Annotated in this window: 19 protein-coding genes; 8 read left to right on the top strand and 11 right to left on the bottom strand. The window is 64.9% G+C overall.

Annotated features, from left to right (window positions below):
* Position 1 precedes the first annotated feature (1 nt).
* Positions 2 to 1048, bottom strand: a complete 1047-nt coding sequence (locus tag HAP47_RS10935) for an FAD binding domain-containing protein (RefSeq protein WP_173638235.1) — start codon at positions 1046 to 1048, stop codon at positions 2 to 4.
* Positions 1045 to 1542 carry a (2Fe-2S)-binding protein gene (locus HAP47_RS10930; RefSeq protein ID WP_092116377.1) on the bottom strand — a complete coding sequence of 166 codons (498 nt, stop codon included), beginning with the start codon at positions 1540 to 1542 and terminating at the stop codon, positions 1045 to 1047. The genes HAP47_RS10935 and HAP47_RS10930 overlap by 4 nt, the downstream gene beginning before the upstream one ends.
* A 154-nt stretch (positions 1543 to 1696) precedes the next feature.
* On the opposite strand from HAP47_RS10930, the gene HAP47_RS10925 reads away from it, so the two are divergent.
* Positions 1697 to 2347: a TetR/AcrR family transcriptional regulator gene (locus HAP47_RS10925; protein WP_231168836.1), complete on the top strand. Its 651-nt coding sequence runs from the start codon at positions 1697 to 1699 to the stop codon at positions 2345 to 2347.
* A gap of 151 nt (positions 2348 to 2498) precedes the next feature.
* On the opposite strand, the gene HAP47_RS10920 is transcribed toward HAP47_RS10925, so the two are convergent.
* Positions 2499 to 2684, bottom strand: coding sequence for a hypothetical protein (locus HAP47_RS10920; RefSeq protein ID WP_173638236.1), 186 nt, complete (start codon positions 2682 to 2684; stop codon positions 2499 to 2501).
* 55 nt (positions 2685 to 2739) lie between these two features.
* A complete protein-coding gene (locus tag HAP47_RS10915; RefSeq protein WP_173638237.1) occupies positions 2740 to 3183 on the bottom strand; it encodes a hypothetical protein in 444 nt (147 codons plus the stop codon).
* 481 nt (positions 3184 to 3664) lie between these two features.
* On the opposite strand from HAP47_RS10915, the gene HAP47_RS10910 reads away from it, so the two are divergent.
* Positions 3665 to 6796, top strand: coding sequence for a multidrug efflux RND transporter permease subunit (locus HAP47_RS10910; protein WP_173638238.1), 3132 nt, complete (start codon positions 3665 to 3667; stop codon positions 6794 to 6796).
* 23 nt (positions 6797 to 6819) lie between these two features.
* On the opposite strand, the gene HAP47_RS10905 is transcribed toward HAP47_RS10910, so the two are convergent.
* The gene (locus HAP47_RS10905; protein ID WP_173638239.1) at positions 6820 to 8085 is read right to left on the bottom strand and encodes a D-amino acid dehydrogenase; all 1266 of its coding nucleotides are present in this window, start codon (positions 8083 to 8085) and stop codon (positions 6820 to 6822) included.
* Positions 8086 to 8191: 106 nt separating this feature from the next.
* Positions 8192 to 9520 (bottom strand): aspartate aminotransferase family protein, encoded by a 1329-nt coding sequence (locus HAP47_RS10900; protein ID WP_173638240.1) that lies wholly within the window; start codon positions 9518 to 9520, stop codon positions 8192 to 8194.
* A gap of 148 nt (positions 9521 to 9668) precedes the next feature.
* On the opposite strand from HAP47_RS10900, the gene HAP47_RS10895 reads away from it, so the two are divergent.
* Both HAP47_RS10895 and HAP47_RS10890 read left to right on the top strand, forming a co-directional pair.
* The gene (locus HAP47_RS10895; RefSeq protein WP_018273259.1) at positions 9669 to 10217 is read left to right on the top strand and encodes a cupin domain-containing protein; all 549 of its coding nucleotides are present in this window, start codon (positions 9669 to 9671) and stop codon (positions 10215 to 10217) included.
* A gap of 375 nt (positions 10218 to 10592) precedes the next feature.
* The gene (locus HAP47_RS10890; protein WP_173638241.1) at positions 10593 to 10997 is read left to right on the top strand and encodes a DUF4864 domain-containing protein; all 405 of its coding nucleotides are present in this window, start codon (positions 10593 to 10595) and stop codon (positions 10995 to 10997) included.
* Positions 10998 to 11004: 7 nt separating this feature from the next.
* On the opposite strand, the gene HAP47_RS10885 is transcribed toward HAP47_RS10890, so the two are convergent.
* Both HAP47_RS10885 and HAP47_RS10880 read right to left on the bottom strand, forming a co-directional pair.
* Positions 11005 to 12204, bottom strand: a complete 1200-nt coding sequence (locus HAP47_RS10885) for an MFS transporter (protein ID WP_231168835.1) — start codon at positions 12202 to 12204, stop codon at positions 11005 to 11007.
* Positions 12205 to 12348: 144 nt separating this feature from the next.
* Positions 12349 to 12768 carry a hypothetical protein gene (locus HAP47_RS10880; protein WP_231168834.1) on the bottom strand — a complete coding sequence of 140 codons (420 nt, stop codon included), beginning with the start codon at positions 12766 to 12768 and terminating at the stop codon, positions 12349 to 12351.
* A gap of 277 nt (positions 12769 to 13045) precedes the next feature.
* Between HAP47_RS10880 and HAP47_RS10875 the strand changes: the two genes are divergently transcribed.
* The 4 genes from HAP47_RS10875 (at position 13046) to HAP47_RS10860 (ending at position 16661) form a co-directional block, all read left to right on the top strand.
* Positions 13046 to 13255: a hypothetical protein gene (locus tag HAP47_RS10875; protein WP_173638244.1), complete on the top strand. Its 210-nt coding sequence runs from the start codon at positions 13046 to 13048 to the stop codon at positions 13253 to 13255.
* A gap of 104 nt (positions 13256 to 13359) precedes the next feature.
* On the top strand, positions 13360 to 13656 hold the full coding sequence (locus tag HAP47_RS10870; protein WP_173638245.1) for a hypothetical protein: 297 nt from the start codon (positions 13360 to 13362) through the stop codon (positions 13654 to 13656).
* A 287-nt stretch (positions 13657 to 13943) separates the two neighbouring features.
* Positions 13944 to 16076 (top strand): flagellar biosynthesis protein FlhA, encoded by a 2133-nt coding sequence (gene flhA / locus HAP47_RS10865; protein ID WP_210285457.1) that lies wholly within the window; start codon positions 13944 to 13946, stop codon positions 16074 to 16076.
* 384 nt (positions 16077 to 16460) lie between these two features.
* Complete coding sequence (locus HAP47_RS10860; protein WP_173638247.1) at positions 16461 to 16661, top strand: hypothetical protein; 201 nt, start codon at positions 16461 to 16463, stop codon at positions 16659 to 16661.
* Positions 16662 to 17065: 404 nt separating this feature from the next.
* On the opposite strand, the gene HAP47_RS10855 is transcribed toward HAP47_RS10860, so the two are convergent.
* The 3 genes from HAP47_RS10855 to fliJ form a co-directional block, all read right to left on the bottom strand.
* Positions 17066 to 18043 carry an anti-sigma factor gene (locus tag HAP47_RS10855; protein WP_173638248.1) on the bottom strand — a complete coding sequence of 326 codons (978 nt, stop codon included), beginning with the start codon at positions 18041 to 18043 and terminating at the stop codon, positions 17066 to 17068.
* 3 nt (positions 18044 to 18046) lie between these two features.
* Positions 18047 to 18592: a sigma-70 family RNA polymerase sigma factor gene (locus tag HAP47_RS10850; RefSeq protein WP_173638249.1), complete on the bottom strand. Its 546-nt coding sequence runs from the start codon at positions 18590 to 18592 to the stop codon at positions 18047 to 18049.
* A gap of 204 nt (positions 18593 to 18796) precedes the next feature.
* The gene (gene fliJ, locus HAP47_RS10845) at positions 18797 to 19216 is read right to left on the bottom strand and encodes a flagellar export protein FliJ (protein WP_021081901.1); all 420 of its coding nucleotides are present in this window, start codon (positions 19214 to 19216) and stop codon (positions 18797 to 18799) included.
* Between the last annotated feature and the right edge of the window lie 53 nt (positions 19217 to 19269).

The raw sequence follows: 19269 nt of genomic DNA, 5'->3' as shown, positions 1-19269 counted from the left end.
GTTACGCTCCTGCAACGGAGGAGAAGGGAGAGCCGGGCAGCGCGGCAATACGGTCCGGCGTGCCTGCGGCAGCAAGGGTGAGCGCGCGCACGACGATGCGCTGCGCGAGCTCGATCTTGAAGGCGTTGTCGCCGGATGGCTTTGCGTCCGCGAGCGCGGCGCGCGCCGCCTCGCGATACACCGCCGCATCGGGCGCGGCGCCTGCGAGCACCTGCTCGGCCTCGCGCGCACGCCACGGCTTTGCCGCGACGCCGCCGAGCGCGAGCCGCGCCTCATCGATTTTGCCATCCGCGATGCGTAAGGCCGCCGCGGCCGAGACCACGGCGAAGGCATAGGATGTGCGCTCGCGCACCTTGATGTAGCGGGCATGCCTGGCGAAACCTTGCGCCTCGGTCGGCAGCCGCAGCGCGACGATCAGGTCGCCGCGCTCCAGCGCGGTCTCGCGCTCCGGCGTATCGCCGGGCAGACGATGCAGCGCCTCGAGCGGCAGCTCGCGCCGGCCGGCCTTGCCCTCGATCTCGACGATTGCATCGAGCGCGACCAGCGGCGCGCAGAAATCGGACGGATGCGTGGCGATGCAGCCCTCGCTCCAGCCGAGCACCGCGTGCAGGCGGTTCTCGCCCTTCAACGCGTCGCAGCCGGCACCCGGCCAGCGCCGGTTGCAGGCGCTGCCGGCGTCGTAGAAATAGGCGCAGCGCGTCCGCTGCATCAGATTGCCGCCGACGGTCGCGGCATTGCGCAGCTGGGCGGATGCGCCCGACAGCAGCGCCTCGGCGACCGCCGGATAGTTGCGCGCGAACGCGGCGTCATGGGCGAGATCGGCATTGCGCACCAGCGCGCCGATGCGCAAGCTACCGTCAGCGAGATGCTCGATGCGATCGAGCCCGGGCAGCCGCGTGACGTCGACGAGACGGCTCGGCCGGCTGACGCCGCCCTTCATCAGGTCGAGCAGGTTGGTGCCGGAGGCGAGATAGCTCGCGCCCTTTTCGGAAGCCGCCGCGACCGCGTCCGCGACGCTGGCCGGCCTGACATAATCGAAGTTCATCATGCGGAGCGCCTCTGCTTGCTGGCGGTCATGTTGGATTGTGCCTCGAGCACGGCTTCGGTGATCCCCTGATAGGCGCCGCAACGGCACAGGTTGCCGCTCATGCATTCGCGCACGCGCTCCGGATCGTCGCCGGCCTGCCCTTCCTGGATCAGGCCGATGCCGCTCATGATCTGGCCCGGGGTGCAGAAGCCGCACTGGAAGCCGTCATGGGCGATGAAGGCGGCCTGCACCGGATGCAGCTCGCCGCCGCGCCCGACGCCTTCGATGGTCGTGATCTCGGCGCCGTCATGGCTGACGGCGAGCGCGAGGCAGGAATTGATGCGGCGGCCGTCGACCAGGATGGTGCAGGCACCGCACTGGCCGCGGTCGCATCCCTTCTTGGTTCCGGTGAGGTCGAGCCGCTCGCGCAACAGGTCGAGCAGGGTGACGCGGGGGTCGTCGAGGGCAATATCCCGGCGGACGCCGTTGATGGTGAGACTGATGGGGAGATTCATGCAAGGCGCTCCGATCCGTGTATGGTCGGGTGGAATCGAGGCAACGCGAACCCGTGGCCGCCGATGCATGATCGGCGCGCCTTGTCAGGCCCGGTGCTGGTCGCCATATACGGAGGCATCCTCCGTTTACAAGGGAGGGTGAAAAGAAAAAGGAATGGCCGGCTCATCACCAGAAATTGTCCGCAAGCCGCGCGCCGACGCCGTGCGCAATCGCGAGCGCGTGCTGGAAGCGGCCAAGGCCGTGTTCTCGGCCGGCGGCAGCGAGGCGAGCCTCGAGGCCGTGGCGCGCCATGCCGGCGTCGGCATCGGTACGCTGTATCGCCACTTCCCGACCCGCGAGGCGCTGTATGAGGCGGTCTATCGCCGCGAGGTCGAGCAGCTCGGCGATCTTGCCGAGCAATTGCAATGCGCGCCCGAACCGGTCGAAGCGCTGCGGCGCTGGCTGCGCGCCAATGTTGAATTCGTCGCGACCAAGAAGGGCATGGTCGCCGCACTCGCGCTGGTCGCCCACGGCTCGACCGAGCTGCACGCCTATTCGTTCGACCGCCTCACCAAGGCGATCGGCACCCTGCTCGCGCGCGCCGTCGCCGCCGGCGCCATTCGCGACGACATCAGCGCCGAGGACGTGCTGCGTGCGCTGATCGGGATGTGCTACATGCACGACCAGCCGGGCTGGCAGACCACGGCGCTCAGGCTCTTGGATGTGTTCGTGGATGGCTTGCGGGTGCAGCCGGCCGACAACATGACGGAATCGCGCAAGACAAAACCGGCGCCAAAGAAAGCCAGCTCCAAGCCGTCACGCTAGCCAGCGGTGTGAAGTAGCCCGGATGAGCGAAGCGACATGCGGGACCGACTGCCCCGGATATCGCGGAGCCTGTCATCGGGCGCGCATTCGCGCGACCCGTTGGCTCATCCGGCTCCGCCGTCGAGGCCCGTCGCCAACCGCCGCAGTGAAATCAGGGACGTCCCGTGCGTGGGCTCAGCCACCGCATGATGATCGCGTGCGGCGTTCGCCGGCTGCGCGGCAAGTCGTGGCGCTGCAGCGCAGCCTTGGCAAAAGCCGCTGCCTGCTCGCTGGAAGACCGCTTCTCGCGCGTCAGCAACATCCATTCGCGAATGACGGCGCGCCGGACCTTGGACATGGGAATTTCCTTTCAGGACGAGCGACGTTCGCCGTTGCGCACAATCAGCAGCGCGTCAGGCCGCCAGCCGAAGCGGATGAGCCTGCGATCGGCGGGCCGACAGCGCACAACCGCATTCGTGCACGATGCCCTGCTCGACGACGAAGCCGCGCCGCTCCAGCGACGCCCGCAGGCTCTGGTTGGCCGAGGCCTTCTGCGCATCGACCCAGACCACCAGCACCGCGCGGGCATTGAGGAAGGTCGTCAGCCAGTCCAGCGACGGTTCGAGTGCGAGAAGCGTGCGCCGCCGCCAATCGACCAGCGCGACGTCATACTGACCGGCCGGGCGACCGCAATTACCCGATGACGCCGCGCGCGAAAAACCGCGCCGGTGCAGCTCGAACATCAATTCCGTGCTCTTCGCGCCGACCACGACGATGCGCTGCTGGGTCGAACAACCGGCCAGCGCAATCATCGGTTCAATAATTCTGTCGCCGGCGGCAACCTGAAGCGAAGACATGACATCACCTGTACCCGTTTACTCTCGCACGTCCGGCCGAGCCTCGGCGGCCTGTCGTCTGCGGGAACGCTTGCATGGGGATCAATATCTTCAGGACGGGATATGAATTCGAGAGCGCCGCGGGCTCCGCGGCATATGAGCGGCATAAGCCCGCGCACCATTCTGCCGGTGGTGATATCGGGCCCCCTCGCCGGCCGAGCCCATTGCCACAAATATATCGGAATAAGATATATTTCGCGAAGAGGACACGTTTTGGGCGCGCGGATTCCGGCCATTGAACGAAGGTCGAATGAGGGACCCGGTGTTTCCATTCGCGCGCCGTCCCCGGGAATGAGTATGCTAGCAAAAAACGGGTAGACGCGAACTCCGCGATCTGCCGATTGGCCATGGCGAGGAAACGCGCGTTCGCGCTCGACCTTTTCGAGGGCGAGTCCCGGCATTCGGGAAAATGGTGCGCGTGCCGTTCATTTGGATTGCCGAAATGGACGAGAGCATCTCATCTCCGTTTATCCGCTACCCTATCGGCACCTCGCTGCTGATGGCCGGCATTCTGTTCGTCGGCATGGTCGCCTATCCATTGCTGCCGGTCGCACCACTTCCGCAGGTCGACTTTCCGACCATCCAGATCTCGGCAAGCCTGCCGGGCGCCAGCCCCGAAACCATGGCCTCCTCCGTTGCGCAGCCGCTGGAGCGGCAATTCGCGCAGATTCCCGGCATTGCCCAGATGACCTCGACGAGCTCGCTCGGGTCGACCGCGGTCACCATTCAGTTCGATTTGAACCGCAACATCGACGGCGCCGCCAACGACATCCAGGCCGCGATCAACGCCGCCGGCGGCCAGCTGCCCAAGAACCTGCCGTCGCCGCCGACCTATCGCAAGGTCAACCCGGCGGACTCGCCGATCCTGCTGTTGTCGGCGACCTCCGACACCCTGCCACTGATCAGGGTGAGCGATGCGGTCGACGCCCAACTCGGGCAGCAGATCAGTCAGATTTCCGGCGTCGCCCAGGTCTTCATCGGCGGACAGCAGAAGCCCGCGATCCGCGTGCAGATCGATCCCGCCAAGCTGGTCGCCAAGGGGCTCTCGCTGGAAGATATCCGCAGCCAGATCGCCATCACGACGGTCGACAGCCCGAAGGGCAACATCGACGGCGCGAGCCGCGCCTACACGATCTACGCCAACGATCAGCTCCCGGATGCCAAGGACTGGAATGACGTCATCGTCGCCTACCGCAACGGCGGCCCGTTGCGGATTCGCGACATCGGCCGGGCCGTCGCCGGGCCGGAAGACATGAAGCAGGCCGCCTGGGCGGACGGCAAGCGCGGCGTCTTCCTCGTCATCTTCAAGCAACCCGGCGCCAATGTCATCGGGACGGTCGACAGGATCAAGGCGCAGCTTCCGAGACTGATTGCCGCGATTCCGCCCGCCATCAAGATCAAGATCATCAGCGACCGGACATTGACCATCCGCGCCGCCGTCGAGGACGTGCAGATCACGCTGCTGATCACCATCGTTCTGGTCGTCATGGTGATCTTCGTCTTCCTGCGCAGCTTCTGGGCCACGGTGATTCCCGCCGTCACGGTACCGCTCGCACTGCTAGGCGCCTGCGCGCTGATGTGGGTGTTCGGCTATACGCTCGACAACCTTTCGCTGATGGCACTGACGATTGCGGTCGGCTTCGTGGTCGACGACGCCATCGTCATGCTGGAGAACATCACGCGATACGTCGAGCAGGGCGAGCGGCCGCTCGCCGCGGCATTGCGAGGCGCCGGCGAAATCGGATTCACGATCCTGTCGATCAGCATTTCACTGGTCGCGGTGCTGATCCCGTTGCTGCTGATGGGGGGCGTTATCGGCCGGCTGTTCCGCGAGTTTGCGGTGACCCTGGCGATGGCGATCTTCGTCTCGCTGGTGGTGTCGCTGACGCTGACGCCGATGATGGCATCGCGCTTCCTGCGCGCGCATGGCGAAACCAGGCACGGCCGGCTCTACCAATGGAGCGAGGCGGCATTCGACAAGATGCTGCATGGCTATGAGCGTGGCCTCGATCTGGCGCTGAGCTGGAGCCGGACCACGCTCTGCATCTTCTTCGCGACGCTGGCACTGTCGGTCTATTTGTTCGTGATCATACCCAAGGGATTTTTCCCGCAACAGGACAACGGCTTCCTGAACGCCGTGTCGGAGATGGCCCAGGACATCTCGTTTGCCGACATGAAGCAGCATCAGGAAGAACTCAGCCGGATCGTCCGGGCCGATCCCGCGGTCGACAGCATGGCCGAGTTCATCGGCGGCGGCGGCACCGCGCTGAATTCCGGCCGCATGTACATCACGCTGAAGCCGCACGAGGAGCGCGACGCGGACGCGCAGCAGATCATCGCGCGGCTGCGGCCGAAGCTCGAGGCCGTCGAGGGTGCACGCCTCTACATGCAGGCCTCCCAGGACGTCCGGCTCGGCGGACGCGCCACGCGGACGCAGTTCGAATACACGCTGCAGGATGCCAATCTCGCCGAGCTGAACGAATGGGCGCCGAAGATCCTGGCCAAGATGAAGACGCTGCCGCAATTGCGCGACGTCGCGACCGACCAGCAGACTGAGGGAACGACGCTGACGATGACCATCGATCGCGACACCGCGTCGCGCTACGGCATCCAGCCGCAATTGATCGACGATACGCTGTACGACGCGTTCGGCCAGCGCCAGGTGACCCAATACTTCACCCAACTCAACAGCTATCACATCATCCTGGAGATCCTCCCCGAGTTGCAGGGCAAGCTCGACACGCTGAACAAGCTCTACATCAAGTCGCCGACGACGGGCGACGAAGTCCCGCTCTCGGTGTTCTGCAAGTGGACGACGGTTCCGGTGCGCCCGCTCGCAATCGCCCACCAGGGCCAGTTTCCTGCGACCACGATCAGCTTCAACCTCGCGCAAGGGGTCGCGCTCGGCCAGGCCACCGATGCCATCCAGAACGCCGTCGCCGATCTCGGCGCTCCGGCGACGCTGAGTTCAAGCTTCCAGGGCACCGCGCAGGCCTTCCAACAATCACTGAGCTCGGTCCCGCTCCTGATCCTGGCTGCGCTGGTGGTGGTCTATCTGATCCTCGGCATGCTCTATGAAAGCTACATCCATCCGCTCACGATCCTTTCCACGCTGCCGTCGGCCGGCGTCGGTGCGCTGGCGATCCTGATGGCATTCGGGTTCGATTTCAGCCTGATCGCGCTGATCGGCATCATCCTCCTGATCGGGATCGTGAAGAAGAACGGCATCATGATGGTCGACTTCGCGATCGCCGCCGAACGCGAGGAGCATTTGTCGCCGCGTGAATCGATCCGGAAAGCGGCGCTCTTACGTTTCCGCCCGATCATGATGACGACGATGGCCGCCCTGCTCGGCGGCGTACCGCTGATGCTGGGCACCGGAACAGGGGCGGAAATTCGTCAGCCGCTCGGCTATGCGATGGTTGGCGGACTGATCGTGAGCCAGGCGCTGACGCTGTTCACCACGCCGGTCGTGTATCTCTATCTCGACCGGCTGTCGAACGCGCTTTCGAACTGGACGGCAACGAAGACGCCCGATGATGTCGAACCATCCGTGAAGAACGCCGCCGAATAGCCATTTGCGGGCGACGACGCGGCTTACCCGAAGCGGTGATCGTAGCGATTGATCGACAGCTCCTTGGTGTCGATCTCGGGCTTCTTGCCGGAGAGCATGTCGGCCAGCACCCGGCCCGAGCCGCAGGCCATGGTCCAGCCGAGCGTGCCGTGGCCGGTGTTGAGGTGCAGATTGGCGAACCGTGTCGCGCCGATCACCGGCGGGCCGTCCGGCGTCATCGGGCGCAGGCCGCACCAGAAGGTAGCCTTCGGAAGGTCACCGCCGCGCGGAAACAGGTCGGTCAGCGAATGGTCCAGCGTCGCGCGCCGCGCGTCGTAGAGCTTGGTCGAATAGCCCGAGATCTCGGCGGTGCCGCCGACCCGGATGCGGTCGCCGAGCCGGGTGATCGCGACCTTGTAGCTCTCGTCCATCACAGTCGACTCAGGCGCGCCGCTCGCGTCCTTGATCGGCACCGTGATCGAATAGCCCTTCACCGGATAGACCGGAAGCCGGATGCCGAGCGGCCGCACCAGATGCGGCGAGTAGCTGCCGAGCGCCAGCACATAGGCATCCGCCGTCATCAGACCAGCGCTGGTCGCAACGCCGGTGATGCGGGTGGCATCCGCGTTCAGTCCGTCGATGCCGACATTGAAATTGAAGCGTACGCCGATTTTCTCGGCCTCCAGCGCCAGCGCCTGCGTGAACATGTGGCAGTCGCCGGTCTCGTCATGCGGCAACCGCAGCCCACCGGCGAATTTCTGCTTCACGCCGGCCAGCGCCGGCTCGGCTTTGATGCAGCCGTCACGGTCGAGCACCTCGAACGGCACGCCGTATTGCTTCAACACGGCGATGTCGTCGCCGGTGTGATCGAGCTGGGCCTGCTCGCGAAACAGCTGCAGTGTGCCCTGCGCTCGTTCGTCGTAGCGGATGCCGATGTCATTGCGCAGCGCCTGCAGGCAGTCGCGGCTGTATTCCGCGATCGGGATCATCCGGCTCTTGTTCACCGCGTAGCGCGACGTGGTGCAGTTGCGCAGCATCTTCAGCAGCCAGAGCCACATCACGGGATCGAGCTTCGGGCGGATCACCAGCGGGCCGTGCTTCATCAGCAGCCACTTCACAGCCTTCACCGGCACGCCAGGTCCGGCCCAGGGCGACGAATAGCCCGGCGAGACTTCGCCGGCATTGGCGAACGACGTTTCGAGCGCAGGCTTCGGCTGACGATCGATCACCGTCACCTCATGGCCGGCACGCGCAAGGTAATAGGCCGAGGTGACGCCGATCACGCCACTGCCGAGAACAAGGACCTTCACTTTTCCTCACATCCTGCAGCGAAAACGCAATCGCCGCTGCGAAACCACTCTGCTTCGCAACGGCGACAGCAATTTGTAGAGCTAGCTAAAGTTTAGCTAGCAATTATCAGGCCCCGCGCTTGATGGCGTCGCCGAGGATCGAGACGATGTCGTCGATATGCGTCTTCTCGACGATCAAGGGCGGCGACAGCGCCAACGAGTCGCCGCTCATGCGGAAGTAGAGGCCGCGATTGAAGCAATCGACCATGACGTCGTAGCCGCGCGCACCGACGGCCCCGTCACGCGGCGCGAGCTCGACCGCGCCCATCAGGCCCTGATTGCGGATGTCGACCACGTTCGGCAGGCCCTTCAGCGAGTGCAGGCCATCGCGCCAGTAGTCGGAGAGCGAGGCGCCGCGGGTCAAGAGACCCTCGTCCTTGTAGATGTCGAGCGTGGCAAGACCTGCGGCGCAAGCCACCGGATGCGCCGAATAGGTGTAGCCGTGGAACAGCTCCATGGCGTTGTCCGGGCCGACCATCAGCCCATCATGGACCTGGCGGCTGGCGAACACCGCGCCGCACGGCACGGTGCCGTTGGTGATGCCCTTGGCGGTCGTCATCATGTCAGGCGTCACGCCGTAGAAGTTGGCGGCGAACGGCGTGCCGAGGCGGCCGAAGCCGGTGATGACCTCGTCGAAGATCAACAGGATGCCGTGCTTGGTGCAGAGCTCGCGCAGCCGCTGCAGATAGCCCTTCGGCGCCGGCAGCACCGCGGTGGAGCCCGGCACCGGCTCGACGATCACGGCCGCGATGGTGTCGGCACCATGCAGCGCGACCATCCGCTCGACATCGTCGGCGAGCTCGGCGCCGTGGTCCGGCTGGTCCTTGGCGAAGGCGTTGCGGGCGAGATCATGAGTATGACGGATATGGTCGACACCCGGCAGATGGGTCGCAAACTGGCGGCGGTTGGCGACCATGCCGCCGACCGACATGCCGCCGAAGCCGACGCCGTGATAGCCGCGCTCGCGGCCGATCAAGCGGGTGCGGGTCGCCTGGCCGGCGGCGCGATGATAGGCCAGCGCGATCTTCAGCGCGGTATCGACCGATTCAGAGCCCGAATTGGTGAAGAAGATCCGATCCAGCCCCTTCGGGGCGATCTCGGCGAGGCGCTCGGCGAAATCGAACGCCAGCGGGTGGCCCATGTTGAAGGAGGGCGCGAAGTCCAGCGTGGAGAGCTGGCGCTCGACGGCGGCCGCGATCTGCGGGCGGCCATGGCCGGCATTGACGCACCAGAGACCGGCGGAGCCGTCGATCACCTGCCGGCCGTCGACCGAGGTGTAGTACATGCCCTTGGCGGAGGAGAACAGCCGCGGCGCTTTCTTGAACTGCCGGTTGGCCGTGAAGGGCATCCAGAACGAATCGGTCTTGATGGTGTTCGGAATCTGATGAACGGTCACGGCGGCGCTCCATTGCTGACTACGCCTAGTCGGACCACTCTTCCCGGCACTCAACAAGTCCTTTTCTGTCGCACCGCAAGCCATTGATCTTGTTGAGGCGGTCTGCGAAGATTTGTTCGATCCGCAACACCTGCAACAGGGATCTGTCATGAGCGTCGACATCGGCGGTCGGCTTCGATTCATCCGCGCACGGCACAAGCTGTCGCAGCGCGAGCTCGCCAAACGCTCCGGCGTGACCAATTCGACGATTTCGCTGATCGAATCCAACCAGATGAACCCGTCGGTCGGCGCGCTCAAGCGCATCCTCGACGGCATCCCGATGGGGCTTGCGGAATTCTTCGCGATCGAGCCGGAGCGGCCGCGCAAGGCGTTCTACCGCGCCGATGAGCTGACCGAGATCGGCAAGAAGCCGATCTCCTACCTCCAGATCGGCGACAGCCTGTTCGGACGTGCGTTGCAGATATTGAAAGAGCGCTACGAGCCCGGCAGCGACACCGGCCGGGTGCCGCTGGTGCATGAAGGCGAGGAAGGCGGCATCGTGGTCTCGGGCCGGCTCGAGGTCACGGTCGACGACGAGCGGCGGGTGCTCAACGCCGGCGACGCCTATTACTTCGAAAGCCGCCGCCCCCACCGCTTCCGCTGCATCGGCGCCAAGCCGTGCGAGGTGATTTCGGCCTGTACGCCGCCGACATTTTGAACCCTGCGCAGGCGCTGCGCGACCTAAGCCGCAAGGGCCGCATGTCACGGCCAGCCCGCCCCTCGCCCGACATCGACAATTTCAAGGGCTCGATCAGGTAGCAGCGCGGCCGGACGGCTGCGCCATCACAGATTGCGGGTCTGGTGGTCGCCATAGGCGATCACGAACGCGACCGTCGCGAACATCATGGTCACGGCGATGACGACGAGAATGGTATCCAGAGTCATGGCGGTCCTCCAAGGTTGGCAAAACAAGGGTTAGTGCGCCGGCCGGAGGAAGCCTTGCGGCAGATCAATTTTTCGACGGGAATCGATCGCGCGTGAAACCACGCCGGATTTGCCGCGTAAGCTCAAGGATCGACCAGGGAGCCTTCCGATGCGCGCGATCGCCCTCATTGCCGCCATTCTGTTCGCCATCGCCTCGCCGGCCATGGCCGACGATGTCGGCGCCGCGCAGGACGTGATCCGCGCCCAGGAGCAGGCCTTCGGCCGCGACGACGCCACGGCGGCCTATTCCTATGCCGCCCCCGCGATCCGCCAGATCTTTCCGCAGGCCGATGTCTTCATGTCGATGGTGCAGAACCAATACGCGCCGGTCTATCGCCACAGGAGCTTCGAGTTCGGCGAGGCACAGAGCGCGGGCGACCGGATCGCGCAACGCGTTCACATCGTCGACGCCAATGGCGAGGCGTGGGAGGCGCTCTATACGCTGGAGCGGCAGGCCGACGGCAGCTTGAAGATCACCGGCTGCTCATTGCTGAAGGCCGGTCAGGCCGTATGATCGAGGGTCAGGCCATCGCCAGCCGCTGCCGCGACCGCATCAGGAGCAGCAGGATGATGCTGACATTGAGCAGGTTCCAGGCCAGGCCATTGGTGAAGGCCGCGGCATAGGAGCCGGTGGCGTCGAAAATCACGCCCGAGATCCAGCCGCCAAAGGACATGCCGAACACCGAGGCGAAGATCACGATGCCGATCCGGGTCGCGGCTTCCGAGGCCGGCATCGCCTCGCGCACGATGATGGCGTAGCTCGGCACGATGCCGCCCTGGAACAGGCCGAACATTGCCGAGATGATGTAGAGCGAGGTCAGGCCGTCGAAGAACAGATAGAACAGCAGCGCCGCGCCCTGCGCGATCGAGCCGATCAGCAGCGTGCGGATGCCGCCGATCCTGTCGGCGAGGAAGCCGGAGCCGATCCGGCTGATGATGCCGAAGCCCAGCATCAGCGACAGCATCTCGGCGCCGCGCGCCACGCCGTAGCCGAGATCGCCGCAATAGGCGACGATGTGAACCTGCGGCATCGACATCGCCACGCAGCAGGAGATCGATGCGAGCGACAGGATCGCGGTGAGCGCGTTGGTGGAGAGCCGCATGTCGACCCGCGGCGGCGCGGCGTTGACATGGCTGCGCCGGGTCGCCGCGCCCATCAGCAGACGCAGCACCACGAGCGCAAGCGCCATCGCGATCGCGGTGAAGATGCCGATCGCGATATGGGTGGTGCGCCAGCCGATGCTCTGCATGCCGAAATTGACCAGCGGCGGCCACACCGTGCCGCCGACATAATTGCCGCTCGCGGCGATCGCGACCGCGAGGCCGCGGTAGCGCTCGAACCAGTGCGAGGCCTCCGCCATCAGAGGGCCGAAGGTCGCGGCCGACGACAGGCCGATCGCGAAATGCAGCAGGATGAAGGCCCAGATCGACGCCGCGTAGCCGGCGCAGATATAGCCGAGGCCGAGAATGCCGATCCCGGCGCCGATGGCAGCGACGATGCCGTGGCGATCGCTGATCTTGCCGGTCACGATCTGGCCGAGCCCGAAGCCGAGCATCACCATCGTGAAGGCGAGCGACGCCGTTCCACGGGTCGCGCCGAAATCGGTCTGCACTGCCGGCAACGCCACCACGACCGACCACATGCCGACGCTGCCGAGCGAGCCGATCACCACGGCGACGGCAAGACGCAGCCATGCCCGGCGCGAGTCGGGAATGAACACTGCGGCTTCAGGGGAAAATTCAGAAGAAATTACCACGGCGCGCGGAACTTCGTCGGCATTTGCCTCCGGGTCAAGCCACATTGCCGAGAGATTAGGCATGCGCCAGCGAGGGGACGCATTGCCTTCACCGGCGCGTGAGACGGCTCAATTGCCGTAGTTGGGATCCTGCGCCTGGAACGGACCGCACTTCGCACCGATGCCGAAGCGCTGATCGAAATCCACGGTGCCGCCGCCGACCGGTATGCGGGTCGGCGGCAAGCCGCGTGTGTACTGGTCGACGGTCACAGACTTCTTGTCCGCGCTCATCGTCACATGCACCGGCTCGAGGTCCTTGCCCTTGTTGAGCTCGGTCAGATCGAGCGTGTAGTAGCCGTCCGCCGATTTGCCCGCGACCATGCCGCCATGCGGCGCGAAGACAACGGATTGCGGCAGGTAGACCTCCATCAGGACGCCGTTACCCTTGCAGGCGATCATGCGGATCATCCAGGCCCGGTCGTCCGGCAGCGTCACGGCGGACGCCGGCGCCAACAGCAGCGCGATCGCGGCAGCAAAGCCTGCTGTCATGGTTCGACCTGCCCGGTTCGACATGGATGCCTCTGGCGGCTGATGGCGTTGCTGGCGTTTAGTCGAAGGCCGGGCCGCGAAAGTTCAATCCGCATCGTGCACCGCAGCGGACCGATCGGCCGGGAATATCGTCCGTCGAGCGGTGATCCATGCTGACGAGAAAAACTGCTACAATGCGAGCCGGTTCACATTGGCGGCTCACGGTCCGGACCTATCATCCCGCCCGGATGGCGCGCAGCTCGCAAGGTAAAGGAACGCACATCGTCGGAGGATCGTCATGCATTCGTCGTCAGCAGAGTGGTTACCCGTTGCGTCAGCGCCGTCGGACCGGGAGCTCGAGGTCTGTGTCCTCGACTATGACGGCATGGTCCACGCGCTGATGTTCCCGTGCCACCGGGACGGCGCCGAATGGGTCGATCATGCCGGCAGCAGGCATCTCGACATCCAGCCGACGCATTGGCGCAGATGGATGCTCTCAGCCAATTGACGCCGCCATGATCGGTCTCGGCCAGCCGACGCCGATCTCGCGCCGGTCCGGATATTGGGCTAGACTTGTCACGTGAGGTTCAAGGGTGGGCCAGGAGGCTCGTCATGGAATCACACGTGATCCCCTTCGAAAATCGCTGGACCAACGGCAAGCATGCCTGGGAGTGGCATTGCGAGCTCGAGCGGCTGGGCGTGCCCACGGTCCGGACGATGTATTGCGAGCATGAGACGCACCATCGCGACGAGCTTGCCGTGGTGTTCGACATTCCCGCGGGTTTCGTTCGCGACTGGCTGGCCTTTCATGACCAGCGCGCCGCCCGGCAGCAATTGCTGTGGCGCGCCAGCGTCATCACGCTCGGCCTCATCGCCGCATCGGGCGTCGTGATCGGTATGCTGAGATAGAGGCTGCGAACGTCCCTCGACCGGTCCCGCCGCCCCTCGCGGCCGAAAATCCCCCATGCCCGGCGCCTGCGACGACCCGTGCCCCCGCAAAACGCACTTATTAACCCTTTGCTAACCATACACCCGGCAAGAATTGCCCAGTGAAGTCGAGTGTCGTCGAACGCGTCTAACGGGCGGAGATCCCCGTGAACGCCAGCGCGGTGCCTCACTTTCGGAACGGCGGCCCTGCGGCCGTCGCGCAGACGCTTGGCGGCCGCGGCCGCCAGTCGCGGGGGAGAGCGGCAACCATGGTCGACGTCACGGCGGGTCAGGGCACGGCAGGCAAGAGCGGATTGCCGAGCCTCGGCGAGATCGGCGACATCCTCAAGCGCGGCGATCTCGCGCTGGCGCTCGGCGTCCTCACCATCCTGGTGGTGCTGATCCTGCCGCTGCCCGCGATCGTGCTCGACCTCTTTCTGGCGGTCTCGATCACGATCTCGATCCTGATCCTGATGACCTCGCTGTTCATCCAGGCGCCGCTGGAATTCTCGTCTTTTCCGACCATCCTGCTGATCTCGACCATGATGCGGCTGTCGCTGAACATGGCCTCGACCCGGCTGATCCTGAGCCACGGCCACGAGGGCACGGCGGCCGCCGGCCACGTCATCGAGGCGTTCGGCAACTTCGTGATGGGCGGCAACTTCGTGATCGGCATCATCGTGTTCGCGATCCTGGTGATCGTGAACTTCGTGGTCATCACCAAGGGTTCGGGCCGTATCGCCGAAGTCGCGGCGCGCTTCCAATTGGACTCGATGCCCGGCAAGCAGATGGCGATCGACGCCGACCTGTCCGCCGGCCTGATCGACGAGAAGGCCGCCAAGGAGCGCCGCAAGGCGCTGGAAGACGAAAGCGGCTTCTTCGGCGCGATGGACGGTGCCTCAAAATTCGTCCGCGGCGACGCCATCGCCGGGCTTTTGATCGTCGGCATCAACATCGTCGGCGGCATCATCATCGGCGTCGCCCAGCAGGGTCTTTCGTTCGGTGAAGCCGCCCGCACCTACACCGTGCTGACGGTCGGCGACGGCCTCGTCACCCAGGTGCCGGCGCTGATCGTCTCGACCGCAGCCGGCCTCCTGGTCTCCAAGGCCGGCATCACCGGCGCCGCCGACAAGGCGCTGATGCGTCAGCTCTCCGGCTATCCGCAGGCGCTCGGCATGTCGGCCGGCGTCATGCTGGTGCTGGCGCTGCTGCCGGGCATTCCGACGCTGCCGTTTCTGGCGCTCGGCTCCGGCGCCGCGGCGCTGGCCTGGAACGCGCGCAAGAAGAAGCGGGTCGCCAACGCCGCCGAGGCCGCCGCCGCTGCCGCCCCCGCTGCAGCCGCTGCCGCGGCGGCCGCCGCCGCCGAGGAGCCGATCGCCGCCGCGCTGAAGATCGACGACCTCAAGATCGAGCTCGGCTATGCGCTGCTGCCGCTGGTCAACGGTCCCGACGGCACCGACCGCCTCACCGAGCAGATCAAGGCGCTGCGGCGCTCGCTCGCGATCGAGATGGGCTTCGTGATGCCGGCGGTGCGCATCCTCGACAATGTGCAGCTCGAGGCCAACAGCTACGCCATCAAGATCAAGGAAGTCGACGCCGGCACCGGCAAGATCTGGCCGAGCCAGTTCATGGTCATGGACCCCGCCGGCAACCAGGTGCAGCTGCCCGGCATCCACACCATCGAGCCCACTTTCGGCCTGCCGGCGACCTGGGTCGATGCCGGCCTGAAGGAAGAGGCCGCGCTGAAGGGCTACACCGTGGTCGACGCCGCCACCGTGCTGTCGACGCACCTGACCGAGTTGCTCAAGACCAACATGTCGGACTTGCTGTCCTACGGCGAGGTGCAGAAGCTGCTGAAGGACCTGCCGAAGGAGCAGGGCGAGCTGATCAAGGACATCGTGCCGAGCCAGGTCACGGTGTCGGGCATCCAGCGCGTGCTGCAATTGCTGCTCGCCGAGCGGATTTCCATCCGCGACCTTTCCACCATCCTCGAGGGCATCGCCGACGCGCTGGCGTTCTCGCGCAATCCGGCCACCATGGTCGAGCATGTCCGCGCCCGGCTGGCGCGCCAGATCTGCGCCCAGAACACCTCGCCGAACGGCTATCTGCCGCTGATCGCGCTGTCGGCGCGCTGGGAACAGGCATTTGCCGAATCGATCGTCGGCCAGGGCGACGACCGCAGCCTGGCGATGCAGCCCTCCAAGCTGTCGGAATTCATGACCGCCGTGCGCAACGCCTTCGAGCAGGCGGCGCGCGAGGGCGAGGCGCCCGTGCTGGTAACCTCGGCCGCGATCCGGCCGTTCGTTCGCTCGCTGGTGGAGCGGTTCCGCTCGCAAACCACCGTTTTGTCGCAGGCCGAGATCCATCCCCGGGCCCGTCTGAAGACCGTCGGCAGCGTGTAGAGCTTCTTGTTTGGACGCGTTTTCTTCACGCGAACCGGCGTCCACTTCGCTCGAAAACGCTCTAGCCGTCGCAAATCATTTGCGTTTTCGCCTGTGCTTTCTCGCCACAGGCAACTGATTTATGCGGAACTGTCCGGAACGGCCCTATCTAGGGTAACATGATCCGGCTTCCAACCAAGCTATTGATATTACATCCAGTTAATGTTGGTTTTGGGAGCCGGAGACAGTTTTTGATCGCGCCCGATCACGTCTCATCACGCCCTTGTGATGCCCCCTAGGGAACGGAATCGGCAAATCCTACGTTGGAGAGGGACGAGACGTTGAACCGGACAACAGACCGAACCGACAGATTTACTGAGAGCAGGAAGGCGGAAGGAGACTTCCATGAACCACTCGATCTACAGCGCTGATCGTACGACGCACCTGAAGATTGTGGTCGTGGCCTTGGTCGCCGGTATCCTGGTTGCTGGTTTCGGCATCACCGCGCACAATTCGTCGGACGAGGGTTACACCCAGACGGCACGTATCATGAAGGCCGGCAAGCCGGTCGCGATCACGAGCACGAGCAACTCGCTGGTCCGCTAAGAGGAGAGTTTCACGAATTCACGTAGTGTTCTTTACAGCCCCCCAAAGTCGCTGCGTGGATATTTAAGACCCCCAACTACCCCAAGTTGACTATCGAAAACGCCCGCTCCCCACGGGCGTTTTCTTTTTTGTGCGGATGGTGGATCGTCGCCATGGCTCTCCACGTCATTGCAAGCGAAGCGAAGCAATCCATTGTCACCTAAAGCATGATCCGGAAAAGTGCGAAGCGGTTTTCCGAAAAGATCATGTTCAAACAAAGAGCTAATGCGCGATGACGATTCAACCTAATCTCATCGCGCTTTAGCACGCGGAACGATGGATTGCTTCGTCGCTAACGCTCCTCGCAATTACGGGACTCCAACGATTTTCAGCCCTGGCGCAGAGCAGAAATGAGGAAACACCGTCTAACGCGGCGTCGAACCCGACGCAGGCGGCACCGTCTCGATCAGCTTGCCGGTGAAGATCGGCGCCGAAGTCGGCTGGCCATTCGGCGAACCGCCGGCCTGCTCGACGGTCACCGCGTAGGTGGCGCCGTTGATCACGTCGGGATCGTAGCCCGACAGCACCGGGCGCACGGTGAAATCATCAGCGCCGATCACGCCGAGCGAGCGCGGCTGCGGCAGCTTGTCGGAGATCAGCCAGAGCTCAAAGCTCTTGCCGGGCTCGGACGGAGCGCCGACCTTACGCACGGTGAAATTCTTGGTCGCGCCGTCGATGGTCATGATGAAGGCCGGCCCGCCGTTCTGTCCCTGCAACAGCGCGACATATTGCGCCGACGGCGCGAGCGCCGGCGCCGGCGTCTTCACTTCCACGGTCTGGATGCGCGGCTTCGGACGGATCGCATTCGGCAAGGCGTCGGGCCGGTAGACCTGCAGGCCGAGCGTGACCAGCAGCGCGGCCGCGATCGCGGTCGCGACTGAGGCGATGCCGCGCCAGCGTTTCACGCGGCTCGCAAGCGCGACGACGTTGCTGTCGCCCGCGCCGATCGGTGGCTGGACCGGTAGCTCGCGGATCTCGGCCGGCCGACGGATCTCGGATGGCTGCGGGGGCTCCGGATCGAACGCCGAGCCAAATTCGGGATCGTCGGTTATCGGTGGCGGCGGTGTCACCGTCGCAGCCGGCGTCTCGGGCAGCACCAGCGGCGCCTGCGACGCGCCGGCATGGCCGATCGACGCCTTGATGTTTTCCCAGACCACCGGGCGCGGCTCGACCAGGCCGACCATCTGGTTCAGCGGCCCGAGCCTGAACTCCCAGGCCTGCACGAGCGCGGCAAACTCGGTGTCGACGGCCATCATGGTCTCGACCTGCGTGCGCTCGTCGGCATCGAGCGTACCGAGCGCATATTCCGCGGCGAGCGCGATATGGTCTTCGCTATAGGCCATCAATCAGAGTCCAAGACACTCCCGGATATCCATCAGGCTGCGGCGCAGCCAGGTCTTCACCGTGTTCACCGGTGTCTCGAACTTTGCGGCGAGCTGCTCGCGGCTCCAGCCATTGTAATAGGCGAGCAGCACGAGCTTCTGACGATCGGGCTCGAGACGACCGACGCACTCCAGCAACCGCTTCAACTCTTCCGTCATTTCCCGTCGCGCCAGCGGATCGGGCGAGTCGGCGGCGACTTCCATCGCCGCAGGCTCATCTTCCAGCGAGGACTCGCCTCGCTTGCGCACGACATCGATGGCGCGGTTGCGCGCGATCGACGCCATCCACGTGATCGGGGACGACAGGGCCGGGTTGAACTGCCCGGCGCTGTTCCAGATCTTGACGTAAGCCTCCTGAATGACCTCCTCGGCGAGGTCCTGACGCCGCAAGATACGGAGTACGACGCCAAAGAGTTTCGAGCGGGTTGCGGCGTACAGTCGCTCAAAGGCGTCCTGATCCCCCTTCGCGACGGCGGCGATCAGCCAGACGAGCTCAGCCGGCGTCAGCATTCAGCGCCCTCCAAGCCTGCATTCCCCATCGCCCCATTGCCACCGCGCCGCCGATCGTCATCTGGTCCGGACCGGTGGTAGCATATTTTGGGACAGCACGATCCGCCAAGTGGCCGACGAGGGGCCGGCTTGTGGACAGCGCCCAACAAAAAGCCCGGGCGGTCGGCCCGGGCTCTCAATCTGGTCAGCGGAGGGAACGAGTTATCAGGCGATGACGCCGAGCCGGGCCCGCATCAGGCCGATCGAATCCATGTCGGCTTGCTCGCGGGCGCTTTCCTCCGCGCGTTCGCGCGCCTGGTCCCGCTCGTCCAGCAGCTCGACCTTCTTCAGTTCCTCGAATGCTTCCGACAGCAGCGCCTTGGCGTCGTCGAGCTGGGCACGCAGTTCGTCGGCCGAACGGGTCAGGTTCTCGCGGCGCTGGATCGCGGCCTTGGCGTAGGTGGGATAGGCGAAGTGCGAGGGATCATTGATCCCGGCGCGCTCCTGCTCGGTCTGGATCTCGCGCTCGAGCTCGACGGACATGCGCTGGAAGTCGGCGATCATGCCTTCGATCTGGGTAACCCGACGGCGCTTTTCATCGACCTGAAACTTCTTCAGGCGGATCAGCGTTTCACGTGACTTCATCGACTCATACTCCCCAGAAGTCCCAATTCTGAACGCGGGACAGAACCGGCTCC

This window comes from Bradyrhizobium sp. 41S5 (assembly GCF_011516665.3).
GTDB classification, from domain to species: Bacteria; Pseudomonadota; Alphaproteobacteria; order Rhizobiales; family Xanthobacteraceae; genus Bradyrhizobium; species Bradyrhizobium quebecense.
This window is presented reverse-complemented; position numbering and strand designations above follow the sequence as displayed.